18 protein-coding genes and 3 pseudogenes are annotated in these 21,395 nt (G+C 35.4%); 14 read left to right on the top strand and 7 right to left on the bottom strand.

All coding sequences use genetic code 11. The features are described from left to right. The first annotated feature begins 2 nt into the window (after window positions 1-2). The 12 genes from HMPREF9333_RS06145 to tadA all read left to right on the top strand — a co-directional run bounded on the left by HMPREF9333_RS06145 (window position 3) and on the right by tadA (window position 12,893). Window positions 3-908 (top strand): glycosyltransferase family 2 protein, encoded by a 906-nt coding sequence (locus tag HMPREF9333_RS06145; protein ID WP_005540626.1) that lies wholly within the window; start codon window positions 3-5, stop codon window positions 906-908. A 22-nt stretch (window positions 909-930) separates the two neighbouring features. After that, on the top strand, window positions 931-1,899 hold the full coding sequence (locus tag HMPREF9333_RS06140) for a glycosyltransferase family 2 protein (RefSeq protein WP_005540625.1): 969 nt from the start codon (window positions 931-933) through the stop codon (window positions 1,897-1,899). Window positions 1,900-1,978: 79 nt separating this feature from the next. Continuing rightward, complete coding sequence (locus tag HMPREF9333_RS06135) at window positions 1,979-3,424, top strand: lipopolysaccharide biosynthesis protein (protein WP_005540623.1); 1,446 nt, start codon at window positions 1,979-1,981, stop codon at window positions 3,422-3,424. Between the two features lie 28 nt (window positions 3,425-3,452). After that, entirely contained in the window at window positions 3,453-4,595 is a 1,143-nt protein-coding gene (locus HMPREF9333_RS06130; RefSeq protein WP_005540622.1) for a DegT/DnrJ/EryC1/StrS family aminotransferase, read from the top strand. 19 nt (window positions 4,596-4,614) lie between these two features. After that, window positions 4,615-5,706, top strand: a complete 1,092-nt coding sequence (locus tag HMPREF9333_RS06125) for an ATP-grasp domain-containing protein (protein WP_040882452.1) — start codon at window positions 4,615-4,617, stop codon at window positions 5,704-5,706. Next, window positions 5,706-7,097: a lipopolysaccharide biosynthesis protein gene (locus tag HMPREF9333_RS06120; RefSeq protein WP_005540619.1), complete on the top strand. Its 1,392-nt coding sequence runs from the start codon at window positions 5,706-5,708 to the stop codon at window positions 7,095-7,097. The genes HMPREF9333_RS06125 and HMPREF9333_RS06120 overlap by 1 nt, the downstream gene beginning before the upstream one ends. Beyond that, window positions 7,090-8,049 carry a glycosyltransferase family 2 protein gene (locus HMPREF9333_RS06115; RefSeq protein ID WP_005540617.1) on the top strand — a complete coding sequence of 320 codons (960 nt, stop codon included), beginning with the start codon at window positions 7,090-7,092 and terminating at the stop codon, window positions 8,047-8,049. Before HMPREF9333_RS06120 ends, HMPREF9333_RS06115 begins: the two co-directional genes overlap by 8 nt. 20 nt (window positions 8,050-8,069) lie before the next feature. Further along, window positions 8,070-8,783, top strand: coding sequence for a glycosyltransferase family 2 protein (locus tag HMPREF9333_RS06110; RefSeq protein ID WP_005540616.1), 714 nt, complete (start codon window positions 8,070-8,072; stop codon window positions 8,781-8,783). Window positions 8,784-8,902: 119 nt separating this feature from the next. Beyond that, complete coding sequence (locus HMPREF9333_RS06105) at window positions 8,903-9,391, top strand: DUF2304 domain-containing protein (protein ID WP_005540614.1); 489 nt, start codon at window positions 8,903-8,905, stop codon at window positions 9,389-9,391. Window positions 9,392-9,415: 24 nt separating this feature from the next. After that, window positions 9,416-11,266 (top strand): DUF2142 domain-containing protein, encoded by a 1,851-nt coding sequence (locus tag HMPREF9333_RS06100; RefSeq protein ID WP_005540611.1) that lies wholly within the window; start codon window positions 9,416-9,418, stop codon window positions 11,264-11,266. Window positions 11,267-11,374: 108 nt separating this feature from the next. Further along, on the top strand, window positions 11,375-12,337 hold the full coding sequence (locus HMPREF9333_RS06095) for an ROK family glucokinase (RefSeq protein WP_005540610.1): 963 nt from the start codon (window positions 11,375-11,377) through the stop codon (window positions 12,335-12,337). Window positions 12,338-12,431: 94 nt separating this feature from the next. Further along, window positions 12,432-12,893 (top strand): tRNA adenosine(34) deaminase TadA, encoded by a 462-nt coding sequence (gene tadA / locus HMPREF9333_RS06090; protein WP_005540609.1) that lies wholly within the window; start codon window positions 12,432-12,434, stop codon window positions 12,891-12,893. A gap of 223 nt (window positions 12,894-13,116) precedes the next feature. Here the strand turns inward: tadA and HMPREF9333_RS06085 are convergent. From HMPREF9333_RS06085 to HMPREF9333_RS06065, 4 genes and pseudogenes are all read right to left on the bottom strand, one after another. After that, window positions 13,117-14,303: pseudogene (locus HMPREF9333_RS06085) on the bottom strand (tyrosine-type recombinase/integrase). Window positions 14,304-14,386: 83 nt separating this feature from the next. After that, window positions 14,387-14,590 (bottom strand): excisionase, encoded by a 204-nt coding sequence (locus tag HMPREF9333_RS06080; protein ID WP_005540605.1) that lies wholly within the window; start codon window positions 14,588-14,590, stop codon window positions 14,387-14,389. 413 nt (window positions 14,591-15,003) lie between these two features. Next, window positions 15,004-15,327 (bottom strand): annotated as a pseudogene (locus HMPREF9333_RS13290) (helix-turn-helix domain-containing protein). Continuing rightward, on the bottom strand, window positions 15,317-15,751 hold the full coding sequence (locus HMPREF9333_RS06065; protein WP_005540604.1) for an RNA polymerase sigma factor: 435 nt from the start codon (window positions 15,749-15,751) through the stop codon (window positions 15,317-15,319). Before HMPREF9333_RS06065 ends, HMPREF9333_RS13290 begins: the two are co-directional and overlap by 11 nt. A 253-nt stretch (window positions 15,752-16,004) precedes the next feature. Between HMPREF9333_RS06065 and HMPREF9333_RS06055 the strand changes: the two genes are divergently transcribed. Then, window positions 16,005-17,164 (top strand): IS3 family transposase gene (locus HMPREF9333_RS06055; protein ID WP_156797294.1). Its coding sequence is split into 2 segments (ribosomal slippage): window positions 16,005-16,257 and window positions 16,257-17,164, totalling 1,161 coding nucleotides; the frame shifts between segments, so codons are not numbered across the junction. A 360-nt stretch (window positions 17,165-17,524) separates the two neighbouring features. Here the strand turns inward: HMPREF9333_RS06055 and HMPREF9333_RS06050 are convergent. After that, window positions 17,525-18,301, bottom strand: a complete 777-nt coding sequence (locus HMPREF9333_RS06050) for a hypothetical protein (protein ID WP_005540599.1) — start codon at window positions 18,299-18,301, stop codon at window positions 17,525-17,527. A gap of 108 nt (window positions 18,302-18,409) precedes the next feature. Then, complete coding sequence (locus tag HMPREF9333_RS13495; RefSeq protein WP_277352361.1) at window positions 18,410-18,532, bottom strand: hypothetical protein; 123 nt, start codon at window positions 18,530-18,532, stop codon at window positions 18,410-18,412. Window positions 18,533-18,744: 212 nt separating this feature from the next. Between HMPREF9333_RS13495 and HMPREF9333_RS06045 the strand changes: the two are divergent. Then, window positions 18,745-19,890 (top strand): annotated as a pseudogene (locus tag HMPREF9333_RS06045) (IS110 family RNA-guided transposase); the annotation flags it as partial. Window positions 19,891-20,377: 487 nt separating this feature from the next. Here the strand turns inward: HMPREF9333_RS06045 and HMPREF9333_RS06040 are convergent. Then, window positions 20,378-21,395, bottom strand: a 1,018-nt coding sequence (locus HMPREF9333_RS06040; protein WP_005540596.1) for a M56 family metallopeptidase, incomplete at its 5' end; no start/stop codon positions are given.

The following is a 21,395-nucleotide window of genomic DNA, read 5'->3' as shown; positions in this document are numbered from 1 at the left end:
TTATGGAAAATATTAAAACAGTATGCATAGTACTTAATTATAATGATGCACCTACGGCGATAAAGCTTGTAAGAAAGATACAAAAATATAAAGCCTTTGATAAGATAATAATAGTTGACAATGCCTCAACTGATGACTCACGTGAAAAACTGGGTATGCTTGCAGGCACAAATACCATGTTTCTAAGGTCAAAAAGAAATGGAGGATATGGAAGCGGAAATAATATAGGTCTAAAACATGCCTACGAGGTGCTTCATGCAAAATATGCGGTAATAGCCAACCCTGATATTGATTTTTGTGATGAAGATGTAATCTATATGAGCCGTATTATGGATGCAAACTCCGATCTGGCAGTAATTTCTCCTATGATGAAGGAAAAAGGGGGATTCGGGACTGCACCTGCATGGCCGCTTAGAGACTGGTTTCATGAGCTATGTGCGGCAGGTCCTTTAATGAGACGGCTTTTTAAAAAGCTTTTAAATTATCCGGCTTCATATTATAAGAAAACTCTGTATAATAATTATGATAAAAAAAATCTTGTGTATGTTGATGCAGTTCCCGGGGCATTTCTTATGGTCAGACTTGATATAATTAATGCACTTGGAGGATATGATGAGAAGATGTTTTTATATGGGGAGGAAAACCTGCTTGCATATAAAATAAAAAATGCAGGTGCAAGAAGTGCGGTTATAACAGATAGATTTTATATACATAACTGTTCTTCAAGCATAAAAAAATTATTCTCATCACTTCACAACAGGCAAAAACTTAGAGAAATTTCTACACTTTATTATTTTAAAAAGTATTTGCGTATAAATCCCATTGAGTACGCCTGTGCAGTTATATTTTTTAAAATAACCGCCCTTGAAACTCTTATAGGCGAAAAAATTTTAAAAATAAAAAAATAATTTCCGGTACAAGAGGAGTGTAATGGCATTAATTAAAATACTTATGGCAGTATATAACGGCGAGAAATATATAGAAAAACAGATTGAATCAATACTTAACCAGAGCTTTAATGATTTTACAATAAAAATCTCTGACGACGGTTCTGATGACAATACTGCCGATATAGCTGAACTATATATGAAACGCTGTCCCGGAAAGATAGAATTTGTAAAGAGGCAGGCTCATGTAAAAGGTGCGGGAGAAAATTTTTTTTCACTTTTGGATGAGGCTGCTTTGTACAATAATTCATATGATATTTGCGGCAGGCAAGAGGCTTCCTGCGGATATATTATGCTTTCAGACCAGGATGATGTATGGCTGCCTGATAAAATTAAAAAAACATATATGAGAATGAGGGCACTTGAAAAAAGATATTCAAAAAATATGCCATGTCTTGTACATACGAATTTAAGTACTGTTGACGAAAATCTAAATATAATACATAGGGATATGGCATCATATATGAATATGAATCCGGGGTGTTGCCGTTTAAACAGACTGTTGACCGAAAATAATGTAACCGGAAACACTATTATGATAAACAGGGCTTTTTTAAAAGCATACAGGCGGCCGCAGGAATATGTGATGCATGACTGGTGGCTGGCACTTACCGCTTCCTGTATAGGAAAAACATCATATATTGATGAGCCTCTTGTTTTATACAGACAGCATGGAAAAAATTTACTTGGAGCCAAAAATGCACTTTCAGCTGAAGTAATTAAAAACAGGATAAAAGATAAGGAACAGGTAAGACAAAATTACAGACTGATGTATTCACAGGCATCTGAGCTTTTAAAAAATTATAAAATTACCGGGAATAAAAAAATACTGATTGATGAATTTATAAAACTGCAGTATAAAAGCAGACCTCAAAAAATAGTATCAATCATTAGAAATCGTTTTTTTAAAAATACTGCTATAATGACTCTGGGTGAGATGCTGAATATATAAATATGCTTATTTTAAAGGAAGATTGATATTTTAATACTGGATATGAAAAAAATATAAAAAGCAAAACGGGAATTTTAAAATGGAAAATAAAACTGAAAAAATAAGCACAAATAAAATAAAAAGCGGTTTTTTTTGGAAAATTATGGAAAACGGCGGCTCACAGGGGGTTCAGTTTGCAGTGTCAATAATACTTGCAAGACTTTTATCACCTGTAGAGTACGATGTGCTTGCAATAATGCTTATATTTACAGGCATTGCAAATGTTCTTGTACAAAACGGCTTTGCCACTGCACTTATACAAAAAAAGCATGCGGACAGTTTGGATTTTTCATCTGTATTCTATTTTAATATATTTTTGTCGGCTCTGGCATATGCCGTTATATATTTTGCTTCACCATATATAGCGGAATTTTATTCAAATTCGGATATAAAATCAATGCTGAGGGTGATGGGAATAATTATATTTTTCGGGGCTGTAATATCGGTACAAAATGCCTATGTATCAAAAAAACTTGAATTTAAAGCATTGTTTATATCGACATTTATATCGGCAGCACTTTCAGGGCTTATAAGTATATACCTCGCTTATAAAAATTACGGAGTATGGGCTCTTGTATATCAGCAGATAAGCTATTATGCCATATTATGTGCGGTACTTTTTATAAATATAAGCTGGAAGCCGGGATATGAATTTGATTTTTCAAGGCTTTTATCTATGTCCGGTTTCGGTTCAAAAATACTTGCGGCGGCACTTATAGACAATATATTTACTAATATGCACTCACTTGTAATGGGACGTGTATATGACAGAGGTACCCTTGGGAATTTTAACAGGGGAGAGCAGTTTCCTAAGATAATTGTATTAAATCTTTCAGGTGCACTGCAATCCGTGCTTTTGCCGGTTATGTCCCGGAGTCAGGAAGACAGGGAGCATATAAAAGAGCTTTTAAAATATTCAGTTATGCTTGGCAGCTATATATTTATGCCTATGATGGCAGGCATGGCTGCCTGTGCCGATAATATAGTGCTTTTTTTACTTGGGAAACAATGGTTTAAAGCAGTTGTATTCTTAAGACTTATGTGTGCGGCGTATGTATTTTGGCCTGTACATATAGCAAATTTACAGGCTGTAAACGCCCTTGGCAGAAGTGATATATTTTTAAGGCTTGAAACCATAAAAAAAACTGTCGGGATTATAGTCTTAATTATAGGTCTTAAATATAATGCTGTAATATTTGTGGCATTTAAAGTGCTTGCGGATTTTATATCCATTTTTATAAATTCAGCACCGAATAAAAGGATATTTAATTACGGTATATCAAAGCAGTGGGCGGATATGCTGCCCGGAATTATAATAACATTTATAATGGGATTTTGTGTATATGCCATAGGGAATGTACTTAAATTTGAACCAGGGATAAAGCTGCTTATACAGGTATTATCAGGAGCTTTAATATATATAGTACTATCGGCAGCTACTCAAAATAAGAGTTTTAAGCTTTTATGTAAACTTATTTCAATATAAAATTAAAACCGGTGAAAGGTTTGTCAGCATGGAAAAAATATTTGTAACAAGGGCATCTCTGCCCCCTTTTGAGGAATATACAAAGATGCTTGAAAGGATATGGGACAGTGCATGGCTTACAAACATGGGAATATATCATGAAGAGCTTGAAAAGCTTTTAAATGAGCGTCTTGAAAGTGAGAATATATCATTATTTACAAACGGTCATCTTGCACTTGAAATGCTTCTTGAAGCATTTGAATTAAAGGGTGAAGTAATCACTACACCTTTTTCATTTGCCTCAACAACACATGCCATAGTCAGAAAGGGGCTTACACCGGTATTTTGTGATATAAAAGAAGATGATTATACAATAGATGTATCAAAGATAGAACCTCTTATAACAAAGGATACAAGTGCAATACTTGCGGTGCATGTTTATGGAAATATATGTGATATTGCAGGACTTGAGAGAATATGCAAAAAGTACGGGATTAAGCTTATATTTGATGCGGCACATGCTTTTTATGAAAGATGCACACCGGATTTGGATGACGGAGGCGGGCGTAAAAGTGTGGCTGTTTATGGAGATGCCTCTATGTTCAGCTTTCACGCTACAAAGGTGTTTAATACAATAGAGGGGGGAGCGGCATGCTGCCGTGAACCGGGCATAAAGGAAAAACTTGACAGGCTTAAAAACTTCGGGATTTTAGACAAGGAAAATGTAGTATGTGCCGGAGGCAATGCCAAGATGAATGAATTTCAGGCTGCTATGGGTATATGTAATTTAAAGCATATTGATGAAATGATTTTTTTAAGGAAAAGGATTGTAGAAAGATATATTGAAAGGCTTGAAGGAATTAAAGGTATAATTTTAAATAATTATAAGAATAATATAGAATATAATTATGCATATATGCCGATCCGTATAGAAAGACCTGCAAAAAATAATGAGGGTATTTCATCAAGGGATATGGTATATAATGCACTTGCACAACAGGGTATATATGCGAGAAAATATTTTTATCCCTGTATAAATGAATATGAATGTTATAAAAAAATATATAAAAATCCGGCCACTCCGGCGGCTTTAAAGATATCACAACAGATTATAACGCTTCCTGTATATCCGCAGCTTGATATGAAGATTGTAGATAAAATCTGTGATATAATAATTAAAGTGCTTGATTAAAAAGAAAGGGCAGTTTTTTATGAACTTGTTATTTACCTCGGTGGGAAGAAGAGCGTATCTTTTGAGATATTTCAGGAAAGCCATGGGGGAGCATGGGAAAATATATGCTGTAAACTCCGCACCTATGTCAACGGGTATGGCACAGGCTGACGAATCATTTGTAAGCCCTGTCATATATGATAAGGAATATATTCCGTTTTTAATAAAACTATGTAAAGAAAAGGCGATAGATATGCTTATACCGCTTTTTGATATAGATCTGCCTGTACTTTCATCTGCAAAACCGCAGTTTGAAAAAACCTTTGTAGCAGTTTCAGATTCAGGTTTTATAGATTCATGTAATGATAAGCTTAAGATGAATGAGTTTCTGATTTCGGCAGGACTTAAAGAAGTACCTGTATTTACCCGTTGTAAAGGCAGTATACAGGAGATAGTGTATGGCAAGGACGGGATTTCAAACGATATAATACCTATATGTAAAGGTATGGAGCAGGTACAGGAGCTTGAATATTATTTCAGGGATAAATTTAAAAAAGGTATTAAGTTTATGATAAAGCCCAGGTGGGGTATGGGTTCACTTGGAATTTACGAAGCCGGAGATTTTGATGAGCTTGAATTTTTTTATAATAAAACGTCTAAAGACATATATGCCTCATATTTAAAATATGAGGCAGGAAATAATATTGAATCTGCGGTTATAATACAGGAAAAAATAATCGGCAGGGAGTACGGCATAGATATAATAAATGATTTTAAAGGCAATTTTATAACTGCCGTAATTAAAGAAAAGATTGCCATGAGGGCAGGTGAAACCGATATATCAAAGGTTGTCATGCACCCAAAGCTTTATGAGATTGCAAGAATTATAGCTCTTAAAGGCAGGCATATAGGCAATCTTGATATAGATATAATACTCAACGAAGACGGAGCCTATGTTATAGATATGAATGCGAGATTTGGAGGAGGATATCCGTTTTCTCATGCGGCAGGCATAGATCTTCCGAAAGCAATGCTTGCATGGCTTATGGGCAGGGAAGCTGAACCGGGCTGTTTTATTGCGGAGGCGGGTCGTGTATATGCAAAGGATATAGAACTTATGAGGCTTGGATAATGAATGTAATATACAGGCTTATACCCGGATGTATCAGGACTGACTGTATGAAGCACAGCGGTAAATCTTATAAAAATATAAATACTGAAAATACGGCATTAAATTCAAAAAAAGAGAAAACAGGATATGGTGAAGATAAAGATCTTGAAAAAAAGAATCTTATCTGGAATATGCTTGGAAGCGGAGTTTATGCAATAACAAGTATGCTTCTCGGAGTGATAGCTTCAAGAATATTGGGGAAAGAGGAAGGGGGCATAATATTTTTTGCTTTTTCAACTCTTGGACAACAGCTGTATATAATCTCATATTTCGGTATGAGGCCTATACAGATGACTGATATGTCATTTAAATGCAGCTTCGGAGATTATCTCAGATTCAGGATGATTACATCTGCGGCTGCACTTGCAGGAGGCATAATATATTCAGTTTTATTTGCAGGCAGTTTAAATAAAATGCTTATATGGTTTTCAATGGTGCTGTATAAGGTGTTTGACGGGATTGCGGACTGTTATGAAACTGAATATCAAAGGCAGGGAAGACTTTATATGACAGGAAAGTCAAGCCTTTTAAGGACTGTATTTTCGGCTGCCGTATTTATAATTGCCACGATAATTACAAAAAATGCACTTTATGGAAGCGCTGCATTTGCAGTCTCCGGCTTTATCTCAGTTTATATATTTGCGGCTTGTCCGCTTAAATCTATAAGGGCTGTTGATTATAGTGTAAAAAAGGGCAGTATACTTAAACTGTTTAATTTAAGCAAGCTGCTGTTTTTATCCTCATTTGTTGATATATATATATTTGCAGCGGCAAAATATGCGGTAAATTCGGCTCTTGGAGATGAAGCAAATGCCTATTTTAATACGCTTTTTATACCTACCTCGGTTATAAATCTTATGGCAGGTTTTATAATAAGGCCTGCACTTACAATGCTGAGTGTAAATTATGAAAGGGGTGAGATAAAACTTTTTAATAAAAGAATACTGAAGATAAGCCTATATATAGCGGGATTTACGATATGCGCTATGGCAGCTGCCAAAATTATGGGTATAAGGGTGCTGTCAATGCTTTTAGGAACCGGTATATCCGAGCTTAAACAATATGAAAACTCATTTTTGATTTTAATACTTGGAGGCGGTTTTTATGCACTTCTTAACCTGTTTTATTATATATTGGTAATTATAAAAGAAAGAAATGCCATATTTGCAGTTTATATATTAGGAGGCATTACTGCATACTTTTTATCTGAAAGGATGGCAAAAAGTGCAGGCATAGAAGGTGCCGCTGTCTCATACCTTATACTTATGGTTTTTGTAAGCTTTATGTTTATAGCGGTATTTTTAAAAAAACTGCTTTCAATTAAGGGGAAAAAGGAGTATCAAGATGCCTGAAAAAAGTGTTGATGTCATAATACCTTCATACAAACCGGATATGCGATTTATATCTCTTTTAAAAAGACTTGTAAAACAGAGTGTAAAACCCGGAAAGATTATTATAATAAATACTGATAAAAGTGAATGGGAAGCCTTGGGTTTTGATGATATAATATCAGAAAGCGGTGAGCTTTCAAAAGCCTGTGTTATAAGGCATATAAAAAAATCTGAATTTGACCACGGAAGAAGCAGAAATTTCGGTGTTTCATTGTCAGATGCGGATGCGTTTATATGTATGACACAGGATGCTGTTCCATGCAGCAGACATCTTATAGAAAACCTTATATCATCGCTTGATAACAATGTAGGCATATCCTATGCAAGACAGATCCCGTATAAAGATGCGGGGCTTATAGAGAGATTTACAAGGAGATATAATTACCCTGAAAATTCATATATAAAGTCGGCATCAGATGTAGAAAAATATGGTATAAAACTGTATTTTGCTTCAAATGTATGTGCCGCCTTTGACAGAAAGCGTTTTGATAAACTTGGCGGCTTTCCTGAGGGGCTTGTATTAAATGAGGATATGATATATGCTTCAAGGCTTATAAAATCCGGAGGAAACATATATTACAGCTCTAAAGCATGTGTTTATCATTCACATGAATATTCGGGATTTATGCAGTTTAAGAGGAATTTTGATATAGGTGCTTCACAGAGTGCATACAGTGATGTGTTCTCCGGGTTTAAAAGCGAGGGAGAGGGTAAAAGGCTTGTAAAGGAAACCGCCTTATATCTTGCAGAGCATGGCGCCTTATATCTTTTACCTAAGCTTTTTTATATAAGTCTGTGTAAATATGCAGGCTACCTTATGGGAAAACGATATAAGAAACTTCCACCTGCAATAATAAAAATGTGCGGTTTAAATCATACCTACTGGCAGAATTACCTGAAAAGAGTTTTGTAGCGGATTGGACGAATAAGAGCATGTATAAAAAAGAAGTTCTTCTCATTATTCCTGCATATAATGAAGAAGCGAATATAGCATTTGTAGTTGATGAGATTGCAGAAAATTATCCGGAATTTGACTATGTGGTTATAGATGACGGTTCTTCGGATGATACAAAAAGAATATGTAAAAACAGGGGATATAATATAATAAGTCTGAGCGTAAATTTAGGCCTGGCAGGTGCTTTTCAGACAGGTATGAGATATGCATACCAAAAAGGATATAAATATGCGGTGCAGTTTGACGGAGACGGACAGCACAGTGCTAAGTATATACAGGCTATGAAGGCTGAGGCGGACAATGGGGCTGAGATAGTTATTGCTTCAAGATTTCTTAAAAAAAAGAAGCCTATGTCTTTGCGTATGATAGGAAGCAGTCTTATATCGCTGGCAGTAATGATTACTACCGGAACAAGACTGACCGATCCCACATCGGGTATGAGGATGTACAGCTCAAGAGCCATAGAGGAGTTTGCACTTAATATTAATTACGGACCTGAGCCTGACACCGTATCATATCTTATAAAACAGGGTATAAGGATAAGTGAGGTGCAGGCACAGATGAAAGAACGTCAAGGCGGAAAAAGTTATCTGACTTTCTTTAATTCAATAAAATATATGATAAGAATGCTTGTATCAATTATATTTATACAAAATTTTAGAAAAAGGGATTTAAAATATTCAAAAAAGTAGACGTTAATTTTTGCAGGAAATTATTTTAATCAGATTAAAATATATTTTTAAAAATAGCTTCTCTATATTTTAATTCAGCATATTAATGATAAATTTTATTATTTAAAAAGGGGGAGTATATGAATTTGGTGCTAAGACTTCTGCTTATAATAGGCTCGTTTACTGCGGCAGTATCGGTGATACAAAGGATAAGGCGTGCTAAGCTTCAGATTGACGAGGCTGTATTTTGGGTATGCTTTTTTCTTGCACTTATAATTATAGCCTTATTTCCGGATATAATTTATTTCCTCTCTTCATTAAGCGGAACGCAGTCTCCTGCCAATATGCTTTATCTTATAATAATTGCAGTGCTTATAATTAAGATTTTTTCAATGAGTTTACAGATTTCGGTGCTTAACAGTAAAATTACAAGACTTATACAGGATGAGGCACTTAAGCATGCACAAATAGGTACTGATAATTCTGTTAAAATACATACAGAGGATCAGGCAGTGCGGATGCTTGAAGATGATATGGTAAGTGCTACCGAAACAAAAGGTAATGCCGGGTTTGAAACGGAAAAAAATATAAAAAAAGCTGATTATACAGATGATAAAAATAAAATATAAGCTGCAGGGGGAGAGTTTGTAAAGATGTTTAGCAGTTTGAATTTTAAAAAATATAAAAACATAAATATTTTAATACCTGTATTGCCTTTGATAATAATTATCATATTTGCGATTTGTCATTATGATAAGGTAAAGCTTGTTGCGGACAGAAGCGGAGATCTTTTCCTTAAGACTGACTATATAAAGTTATGTTTTTTAATGCTTTTTAATATAACATTATCATTTTATATACTTAAAAAAAGTTCTGAAGGCAGGCTGCCACTGTATAAAAGCTTTATGTTTTCGGCATTTTTTCTGGGTATAGGTTATATGTTTGTATTTCAGGGACTTAGCGCACCCGACGAGGTAAGCCACTATATAAGTGCTTATAAGCTTTCATCACAGTTTATGGGACTTGAACCGGTGATTGAGGACGGTCATGTAAAGGTGAGGGAACAGGATTATTTTCTTGAAGATTTAAGTGATATTGCGGGTACGCAGGACGGCTTAAACAATACACAGGAAAATAAAAATGATGCAGGTGATGACATAGATAAAGCAAAAGCAAGTAATAAAGAAACAGATAGTGATACCTACAGTACAGATGAGATGGAGGTCCTTGGCAGAAACATAGAAGAAAAGGATCTTAAGATAATAAAAAACTGGGACAGCCTTTATCCGTATAAAAACAGCAAAAATATAAGAATATCTTCACAGCCTCCTGTGAAAACTACACCGCTTGTATATATACCTCAGGCATTTGGAATCTGCATTGCCAGAATAATGGGATTTAATTCAATAATGATGATTAATTTAGGCAAATTTTTCAATCTGCTTTTTTATGTACTTGTGATGTCCTATGCTTTAAGTCTTATGCCGTTTGCAAAGGAAATACTCTATGGTGTGGCGGTGCTTCCTATGAGCCTGCATCTTGCAGCCTCTATGTCGTATGATGCAATGCTGCTTTCTATTATATCATGTTTTTTTGCAAAGATATTAAATATGGCTTATGCATACGACAAAAGTCCTGATGCAGGAAAGAGAACAAGTGGAATTTCAGCTCGTAATACGGTAAATAGCGAAAATGGAAATAATGAAAAAAAAATCGACTCTACCTGTATGCGATATAGACCGGGTATTAAAGATATATTGTTTTTATGTCTGCTTACTGCGATTTATGCACCATGTAAGCTTATATATTCTCCGGCTGTGTTTGCCTACTTTATAATAGACAGGAATAGATTTAAAAACAAAAAAATATATCTTTTAGGCTTTGCGGCAATTTTAACAACGCTTATCATTTCTATATTTGCAGTAAATGCCGTTTTAATACAAAGCTATGCACAGGCAAGAACAAGCAGTGTAGGCTGGGCTGGCGAGCCGGGTTTTACTATAAGAGAGCTTGCTCACAGACCTTTCTTTACTATGGATATGATATATAAAACTATACTGTTGCAGCTTGATTATTATCATATGACTATGATAGGTGCATATCTGGGAAATATAAACAGGGTACTGAATGTGCCGTATATATGTATAGTTTTTTTCAGTTTAGGGCTTATTATGCTTGGACTGCGGGTTAAAGAACAAAATACGGATATGGTACATGGATTTAAAGAAAGATTTATAATTGCTTTTATAGTATTTGCAGTTTTTTCAGGTGCAATACTTTCAATGTTTATAGCGTGGACTCCAAGGGGGGCTATGGTAATAAGCGGTGTACAGGGACGGTATTTTCTTCCTGTGCTTATGCCTTTGTTATTACTGGCTGATAAATTGCCGGTTGAGGCGGTAAGAGATATAAAAAAACCGGTACTTTTTACTTTTATATGCCTGAATTCGTATGCACTTATAAGACTTTTTGCTATAATATGCATGAGGATAGATTTAACATAAGAAATTTAAAAGATCGGTTTGCTCATAACGCAGATGTGAGGGTACCGGTGATAGATTTAACATAGGGAATTTAAGACTGATTTGACATATAAATTTGAGAGGTTAGTTATGGAAAATATATGTATAGGAATTGATATAGGCGGAACAACTGTAAAGATGGGGATATTTAATACAAGCGGAAAGCTTGTAAAAAAATGGGCTATAGGAACATCAAAGGAAAACAACTCCGCATCGGTTATAAGTGATATAGCTTCTTCTGTACAGGAAGTGCTGCATGAACAGTCATACACTTTAAATGACTGTCTAGGTATAGGTCTTGGAGTTCCGGGACCGGTTCTTCCAAGCGGGTATGTTGAGGTCTGTGTAAATCTGGGCTGGAAGGACAGATATCCGGCAAGAGAGCTTTCACAGATGCTTTCAGGTATACCGGTAGGTCTGGGAAATGATGCCAATATAGCCGCACTTGGCGAAATGTGGCAGGGGGGTGCAAAGGGATTTGGAGATGTAGTGCTTATAACACTCGGCACCGGAGTAGGAGGCGGCGTGATAATTGACGGAAAGATAGCGGAGGGCAGACATGGCATAGCCGGAGAGATAGGACATATGCATGTGATAAATGATGAAAATGAATACTGCAACTGCGGCTGCCGTGGCTGCCTTGAACAGATAGCAAGTGCCACCGGCATAGTACGTGAGGCAAAAAGGGTACTTGCAGCAGATACTATGCCGTCATTACTTAGAAAACACAAAGAACATATAAGTGCTAAAGATGTACTTGATTGTGCAAAGGAAGGAGATGCGGCAGCACTTAAAGTAATTAAAAAAGTATGCAGATATCTGGGTATAGCCATGTCTCATATTGCATATACAGTTGATCCCGATGTATTTGTAATAGGCGGAGGAGTGTCAAAAGCGGGAGAGTTCTTACTTAAAATGATAGAAAACGAATATGAAAAATATGTAAAGCTTTCCAAAGCTAAACCCAGAACGGTACTTGCAACGCTTGGAAACGATGCAGGTATATATGGCGGCGCAAAGCTTGTATTTAATATGGCTTCAGTACAATCATGATTTAAAATTCCATCAGAGAACTGATTTGTATTTGAACTTTTTGAAATTGATTTAAAATAAAAAGTACTTATCAGATATAAACGGAGATTTTTATATGACAGACCATGATTTTATGTATGAAGCACTTAAACAGGCAAAAAAAGCCTTCCTGATAAATGAAGTGCCTATCGGATGTGTGATTGTATATGAAAATAAGATAATTGCAAGAGGATATAACAGGAGAATAACCGAAAAATCAACTCTCTCTCATGCAGAAATTATTGCAATAAGAAAAGCCTGCAAAAAGATTGGAGACTGGAGACTGGAGGGGTGCTGTATGTATGTAACCCTTGAACCCTGCCCTATGTGTGCCGGTGCCGTAGTGCAGGCAAGGATACCTAAAATATTTATAGGTGCTCCAAACCCCAAAGCAGGCTGTGCCGGCTCTATAATCGATCTTTTTCATGTAGATAAATTTAACCATCAGGTTGATGTAACTTACATGACCGGAAACATACATGATGAATGTTCCCGGCTTATGAAAGATTTTTTTAAACAGCTGAGAAAGCCAAGATAATATTATAAATATGCTACGATTTACTACTTTAAAAAATCACTTTTTAATATAAATAATCTCCATTTTCCTATTCATCTTTTTATAAGTTCTTATATACCGATAAATCCCGTATTTACGTGCTTTATCGGTATTTTCTTTTATGGAAGATATGATATAAATTCTTAAAACCTCACTTATTTTGCTATTCAAAAGTAGTAAAGTAGTAGTAAGCCTAACGCTTACATTATATAGCCAACTTGTTAAATTCCTCTTTTACAGTCTGTATGTTGGCGTGGGTATAGTAATCAAGTGTCATTGCTATACTTGCGTGTCCCATAAGATACTGTAAGGATTTCGGATTAAGTCCAGCACCCGCTAACTTAGTACAGAATGTGTGCCTTAAGGTATGAAGTGTCATTATCTTAGGTAAGGGAATAATATTAGTTATGTTATACTTGTTTACAAGCCTTGAGAACGTGGAGCAATACTCTTGTTGAGTTCGTGGCTGCCCTGTCCTTGAGACAAACATAAAGTCTTTATATCCGTCGATGACAACTTCACTGGAACCTTTCCTAATGCTTTTTATCCTAAGCATAGCCTGATATACTTCTTCGCTCATAGGTATTGCCTGATACCGTTTTTTGTCTTTGGCGGAGCGATATATTTTTTACCACAGGCTAATAACTGATGGTCTATGTTTATAAGCCTGTTTTCAAAATCAATGTCATTTAAGGTTAATCCGCACAGTTCGGATATTCTAAGTCCGGTACCAAGAAGTACCACAATATCATCATGGTATTTTTTATATACCGTATCCTTTCTGATAAATGTAAGCAGGCTTTCTTCTTGTTCTTTTGTCAGTGCCTGTTTTTTAATAGTGGTATCTTCTATAACCGTGCTAAAATCAAAGCTAAAAGGGTTCTTTCTTACATAGTCCTCTCTAACAGCGGTGTAAAAGCAGGCAAGCAGAGAGCGTCTGTAATTTTTTATTGTGCCATAAGCATAACCCTTTTCTTTCATACGAAGCACCCAGTCCTTAGCGTCTGATACTTTAACTTTATCAATACTTAATCCGCCCAGCTTATCCTGCTCCAGTGTTTTCATAAGATGTCGGCGAACTGTATTCGTTCCTAAACGCACATTTGACTTATATTTTATATGCCTTTCGTAAAGCTCCTTTACGGTCATTTGCCCACCTATGGGATTGATATTATCATTGAGGTCTTTTTCTATTTGTACAATTTTTTCCCTAAGTGATATATCATCTTTTTTACCGTTAGGTGTTCTGTCCGTCGGTACAAGCTTCCAAGCGTAAACAAACTGTATTTTCCCTAAGTTATTAATATATTTATAAGCATATTTTCCGTCTTTTCTTTGGCTCTCTCCTGTGCGAAAAATGCGGTTTTTATTGTCTCTCCTTTTTTCAGACATCTTTTTGCTCCTTTCTTTTCGGAAAGAGCCTTGATATACTTAAGGTTATTATAACACGGAAGATAATAAGTTTCAGCCTGTTTTTATATGGCATTTATCGTGTCAATCACTTTCTCAAACTGCTTACGTTTAATCTGCATGCGGTTACCGTTCATAATAAGCCAGTTGGCATTAGGATTTTCCTCCGCGAGTTTTCTCAGTTTATTTTCGCCTACCCTAAAATATAAAGAAGCTTCTTCAATGGTAAGCGTATACTTTTCCCATATAGGCATAACTTCTTTACCCATATATCAGTTTCCTTTCATCAGATATATTTTTTCTAAGTAAAGCTGACGGTCTTAGCAAGACCTCACGGGAATTCCACCCCTGCACTTATAGTCCAGCCCTACCCATTGCCTTTACGAGCCGTTAAGCTCTGACTGTGGCTGTAAGGGAGTATCATTATAGTATCTGCAAATCGTCGCCTTACAGGGTGCTAATTCTGTATTTTCTAAAATAGTATTTATCGCTTGCCTTTATAAACTTATATATCATTTTTATAAAGGGTTATGGCGTACCTTTAGCCCGGCTCTTTACAGATATAAGGTATCTGCTTTACTTTTTATGCTGCAACGCCGTTATCTTGCGTGCTTTCTTTGTCAAGGTTCAGTATCCTAAAAGGATTATTCAGATTATGAAAGGGGACTTATAATCTGAATATTTAGATTTCAAATATCAGTACTGCCTGCATAAGCTTTGAATGCAGGCGGTCTTTTATATCGGTATTTACTCCGTAATAAGTGTTTCCTGTTTTATCATAAGCTTTTCTAAGGGATAAAACAATAGGAAACACTTTGAATTAACTTCGTAAATTCAAAGTACACTTTCACACTAAGTTTAGACTTCGCTAAGGCTTGTCTTCACTAAGTGTTCAATGCGTCTGACTGTCATAATGGCATATAACCGTCTTCATTGCTTCGGGTTCTCCCTTAGTTGCCGATAGGATAATAGGATAAGGAAGCAGTCCTTTTTCTCTATTCTCCATAGCCGTTCAATCTCTTTTCAATATATTTTTTCAGCAGCTGCAAGCCCTTAGTTCTTTTATACTGTATCGCACTTCTTGAAAGATTAAGCAGACCTGCTATATCTATATCCTTTAGTTCGGAGAAATAATACATAAGTATGATTTCCCTCTTATCCTCTGAAAGACTGAGAAGTGCGTCGGATAGCAGTTTTTCACTTATGCTCACTTTTCCTATACTGATTTCATTGTCCAAGTCCTTAAAATACTCATCTAAGGTATACAGGCACTTTTCATCAGCACTTGACATATCGGAAAACAAGACTTCTTTCTGACTAAGCCTGTTCAGTTCCTTATGTGCATTAGCGGCTTCGTTTTTAATGACCTGCTTACAGTATCCGTTAAAGGCACAGCGTATCTCAAATTCGTTGTGTGCTTGTCTATCCATAGTATTATCTCCTTTCTTACTATGAATATTTCATTTTCCCCTTTCACTACCTACAACAACGAAATTTCAAAAATGCCAAAGTTTTTTAGAGAAATTTGAAGAATAAAAAAAGTTCTACATTTTGCATAGTAGAACTTTAGAAAAAGGCATTAATATCATATAGTTTTACTATGCCTTTATAAATAAGTGTTGTGGTATAACATACTTGTAACAGCTCGACCTAATAAGATATAATCTTAGAAAGAAACGAGGTATGTTACAAATGAATAAACACTACGAACCTGAATTTAAGAAGAAAATCGTTCATCTCCACCTTGAGGAGGGACGCACCGTCCAAGGGCTTGCAGCTGAATACAGTGTGTCAAAAGCAAGTATATCCAATTGGGTACACCAATTCCGTAAAGAATGCCAAATAAGTAAAGAAGCCAAAGCAGATTATGATTCTATGAAAGAGAATCTTAAGTTAAAAAAGCAACTTGCAGAACTACAAAAGGAAAATGACTTCTTAAAAAAAGTGGCGGCATTCTTTGCGAAGGAAATCGATTAAAGGCTTATCGATTTATTCAAAAATATAATAAGAAATTTGGATTAAGATGGCTTCTAAGAAAGTTTAATATATGTCTAAATGCTTATTATAATTACTTGAAAAAACGAAAGGCTAATTATCATCGAAACAAAGCTAAAATCAAAAAGACCATTAGAGAGCTCTATCATGCACATAATGGATCACCCGGTTATCGAATTATTCATATTTACCTTTGCCGTAAAGGTTATGATATAAGTCGCTTAATTGTTCATAAATACATGAACAGGGAGCTACAACTTTACTCAATCTCTAGGAGAAGAAAACTAAGTTATGAGCGAGGTATTTCACACAAAGTTTACAATAATAAACTTAAGCAGGATTTCAATTCACCTGAGATCAATCGAAAATGGTGTACTGATTTTACTTATTTATTTCTAACTGATGGCAGTAAGCGTTATAATTGCACAATTATAGATCTTTATGATCGAAGTGTTGTTGCCGGCATAAGTGATAGAAATATAACCTCCGATCTGGCAAAAAGAACCCTGCAAAAAGCTATTGATTCACAGCCGGGAATTGACCTGCACAAACTAATGCTGTACTCTGACCAAGGAAGTCAGTATACATCCAAAGATTTTACTGAATACTGCGAAGGTCTTGGAATAACTCAAAGCATGAGTAAAGCCGGATATCCATATGATAATGCGCCTATGGAAAGGTACTTCAATACGCTGAAAAACGACCTTATTTATCAGCATTATTACCATTCAGAGAAAGAACTCTATAGAGCAATTGAAGAATTTGCGTATGTTCAATATAACCATGTTCGTCCGCATTCTTATAATAATTACAAAACGCCATATGAGGCACGCTATGGGGTTATATAAACCCCATAGTAAAAATTAGGTTGTAATGTTACAAAAACACTTGACCACAACAAAGAGACAAGGTAGAAAACTACCCTGTCTCTATATGAGATTATATAATTCGTTTAAAAAGTAATTATTTGATAGATATTTTCTCTTTTGTTTCACTGATAATATAAATGGATTTGGGACTAATACTTAAGTCATAACCTATCATATATAAATATTCATTATTTTTCATCGGATACTCGTATACATAGCCCCCGCTTCCAATATCTTTGTATGTGAATTTCATAAAATCATTCCAACTTATATTCTCTTTTCCTTTTAGAAGTATTAATCTATCAATATATTCTCTAGTTAAAATTGTATTATCTATTTCTATCCTCTCCTTACAATGTAAAAACCACAGAAAACTGAATAGTTTAAACCTCCATAATTTCGGTTGCAGTATTGAGGGTTTGTAATCTTTTTTCCACTAGCATCTACATTTGTAACTTTTAAATGTCCTCTTTTATGTGACCAATACCCATTAGTATTAAGTACATACCAATGGTAATCCCTATTTGGAGCAATAACTAAAGCGACTTTATACTCTCCTGAACCTGGACTTTCACTTGAGCTTGACCTTCTAATATAGCGTCCTCCACCTAAACGAGAACCATCACGTACAACGGCACTAAAGATGCTTGATTCAGATAATGATTCAAAAGTTCGTCCTGATGCTTGACCAGGCTGTAATTTTCCTACAAAATTTTGAATTACATCCATTGAATAGGCATAACAATTAGCCCTCTTTATACGATTCCTATTATTCCACCAACCTGGATTATATACCGGTGCTCCTAATACAAAAGGCTCCATATCATCTATGTCTAATTCATCTAGTTCCGGCTCGGATACTATAATATCCTCAGAATTCACAATCAGTTTTTGCAAGTCTGCCGGCTCATAATTAATGCTATCTTGTTCATCTGGAGATAAAGAATTATACCAATCTAACCATTTTAATGTGTCTTCTGATAATTCTTTTTGTTCAATAGCAACACCCTGATAATACAATGTATCATTCTCTAAGGCATAAGTATTAAATCCAACATTTAATGATAATAAGCATATACTTAATACCAAAGACATTATTTTTAAATATTTTTTCATCTTATATTCCTCCTCGTATAATATATTTAAGATACCAAACCGTATCCTATTTGACTTAAAAATTTAATCGGCTTAGTTAAGCCTATGATAGAATTGTCTTAGTGTCAATCAGGTAATAGTTCTGTTTCCTCCTGTTGAACCTATAACGGTTACTTCATAGTAAGTCTGTTCCCCTGACATGGAAGTTAGCTTCAAACCGCTGGCTGTTTGCTTAAGTTCATGGACAACCATTTAGCAGTGTGGTTTCGCATCTGTCCATCTTAAGCCGGATTCTTATATGCGAGGGTGTCGATGCTCCATGATCATGGGTTTTACCAAGCTGATTGAACACTTGAATCTACAACGAAAGAAGGTGATAACTATGAACAAACTTTACGTCGGTATTGATGTAAGCAGCAAATCCAATGTTGTTTACCTGATGCTTCCTACATGGTGACAGGCACAGTAACTTCTCTGTTGCTAACTCGCATGAAGGTTCTATCCGGTTGGTAAAAAGAATCCATTCCGCTTTAACTTCACATTCCCTTGACACGGTTCTGATTGGTCTTGAATCAACCTCTGTTTATGGAGACAATCTCGTGTACTTCTTAAGGGAAGATGCCACTCTGACACCGTTTAACAGAAAGATTCATCTCCTCAATCCCAAGCAGGTCAAAAAATTTCATGATATTTACAATGACCTGCCAAAGAATGATTATGTGGACTCTTTTGTTATTGCTGACTGCCTGCGTTTCGGTAGAATCAACAAAGAGGTATATCTGGGAGACTATCGCTACAAAGCTCTCCAGAACCTCACAAGAGCACGTTTCTTCGCTGTCCAGAATCTTACTAAAGAAAAGCAAAGATTCATAAATGTGCTGTTCAAGAAGTATTCTACGATGACACAGGAGAAGGTATTCAGTAATACCTTCAGCACTACTGCCCTTGCTGTCTACGATGAATTTGAATCAGCAGAAGCACTGGCAAATATGGACTTACATGAGCTTACTGAGTTCATCATTGAAAAAGGAAAGAACCGCTTTCCCGATCCTGATGCAGTAGCCAAAGCCATTCAGAAAGCTGCCAGAAGTTCATACCGTTTACGAAAGACGGTAAATGACTCCGTTAATCAGGTGCTTTCTATATCCATAACCTCCATGAAGGCATTGGAATCTCAAATCAAAGAGTTCGATAAAGCTATAAAAAGTCAGATGGAACTCTTACCAAATGTATTGATTTCTATCCCGGGAATCGGTCCTGTATTATCAGCCGGAATAGTGGCTGAAATAGGTGATATAAATCGTTTTGAAAACCAAGCAGGACTTGCTAAATATGCAGGCTTCGCTTGGCGACAACACCAATCCAGTAATTTTGAAGCTGAAAATACAAGGCTCATTCACTCCTGTAACCGATTTTTAAAATACTATCTGTGTGAAGCAGCTTTTTCTCTTGTAAGATGCGACAAAGAGTATTCTGACTTCTACCACCTCAAATACAAAGAGGTGAACAGATATCAACACAAACGCGCACTCGCATTAACTGCTCGTAAATTTGTGCGATTAGTCTTTCGACTGCTGAAAGACAATCGTCTTTATACCTCAGCACGATAGTTTTACTATCTGCTGAATCAAGCCGCCCTGCTCTTTTAAAAACAAGGTCGACAGGGCTTAGGTGGATGTTTTTTGTCTTCGTGAAATATATCAAAAATAAAAAGATCTTTTATTTAAATTCACTTGACATCACACCGCTGGACTTGCTTAACAAAAAATCTTCAAGTATATATTTTACTACTCTTTTATATTGCTAGTATTAAAATATCAAAAAATACTTGATTATAACAATATTCTAATACTAAACAAAATAATAATCTCCATTTTTGTACCTCATAGGATTTATTTTCTTCATATAGACTCCTTTCCTTTCTTTAGATTTTTTGTTTTTACAGGTAGTTGCAAAACACTAAAATCAAATTAATGATCTTTGCTTATGTTCTTATGCTACATTAGCAATTATATATTTATAAATGAATTGATTTAGTCGGCTTTGGCAATTACCTAATGTTACAAGATTATATCTGCTATACAAGTTTTCGAGATTTCAATTTTTTATATATAAACTTCCTGCTATATGAATATTTTTATTCTCAAGTCCCTCTATGAAAAGTCTATATTTTCCAGAAGTATTGACTGTGAATGTATGTCCAACCTCTCCACTTCTTGAATTTACAAAAACTTTTTTGTTTTTACTGTTCAATAATCCGACTCTGAACCTATCGTTGGAATTGTCAGCATATAATGTAAAAGTTACTTTTGAGCCTTTTCTCATATCTACTGTATTTGTAATAACCCTGATTTTTCCATTCACATTTATGTCTATGTCAACGCTTCCACTCACAGGTACTATTTCCTCTAACATAACTTCTGCAATATCCGTATTATCCATTTCTGGATATTCTATAAGTTTGGTATCAGCAGTTTCCTCTATGCCTTTGTCCAACTTGTCAATTACATAAGTCTGCATACCTATAGAGCCGTTGGTTGCCGCATAAGATATTACAGGGCATATTCCAAGTATCAGTGTTGATAAAGCGATATATGGTATCTTTTTCATCATCTTTTTACTATTCATAATGTTAATTATCCTCCTTTGAAGATTTATCGCTGTTTTTCCTGTTAAACATATAATATTTTCTATATCAGGCTTACTACACGCCATATCACGCAGAAGCTTCGCATAAGTTAATCTTTCTCCGGCTGAACAGTTTTTTAATGTGGCTTCATCACACGCCATTTCATTTATCTCAATGAATTTATCCAGAAAGATATGTACGGCAGGATTAAACCAATACATCACACAGAGTATAAACATAAGCCTGCGATAAAAATAGTCCTTGGCTTTTAAGTGCGTCATCTCATGCTTAAGTATAAGCTCCGTTTCCAAATCCGAAAGACTATTTTTTGATAAAAATATCCTCGGCTTAACAAACCCTATTATAAACGGGGAAGGTATCACGGAGTTCATAAACACTACTAAAATCCTTTTTATTGCCCATTTCTTCAATAAGCCTGTTTTTGTTTCAATGCTTGTGCCGTCAGTTAAGAGTTCACTTAATTTG

It is taken from the genome of Johnsonella ignava ATCC 51276, from assembly GCF_000235445.1.
Lineage (GTDB): Bacteria > Bacillota > Clostridia > Lachnospirales > Lachnospiraceae > Johnsonella > Johnsonella ignava.
Note: the sequence above shows the minus strand (reverse complement) of the source record. Positions and strands in the feature narration are given on the sequence as shown.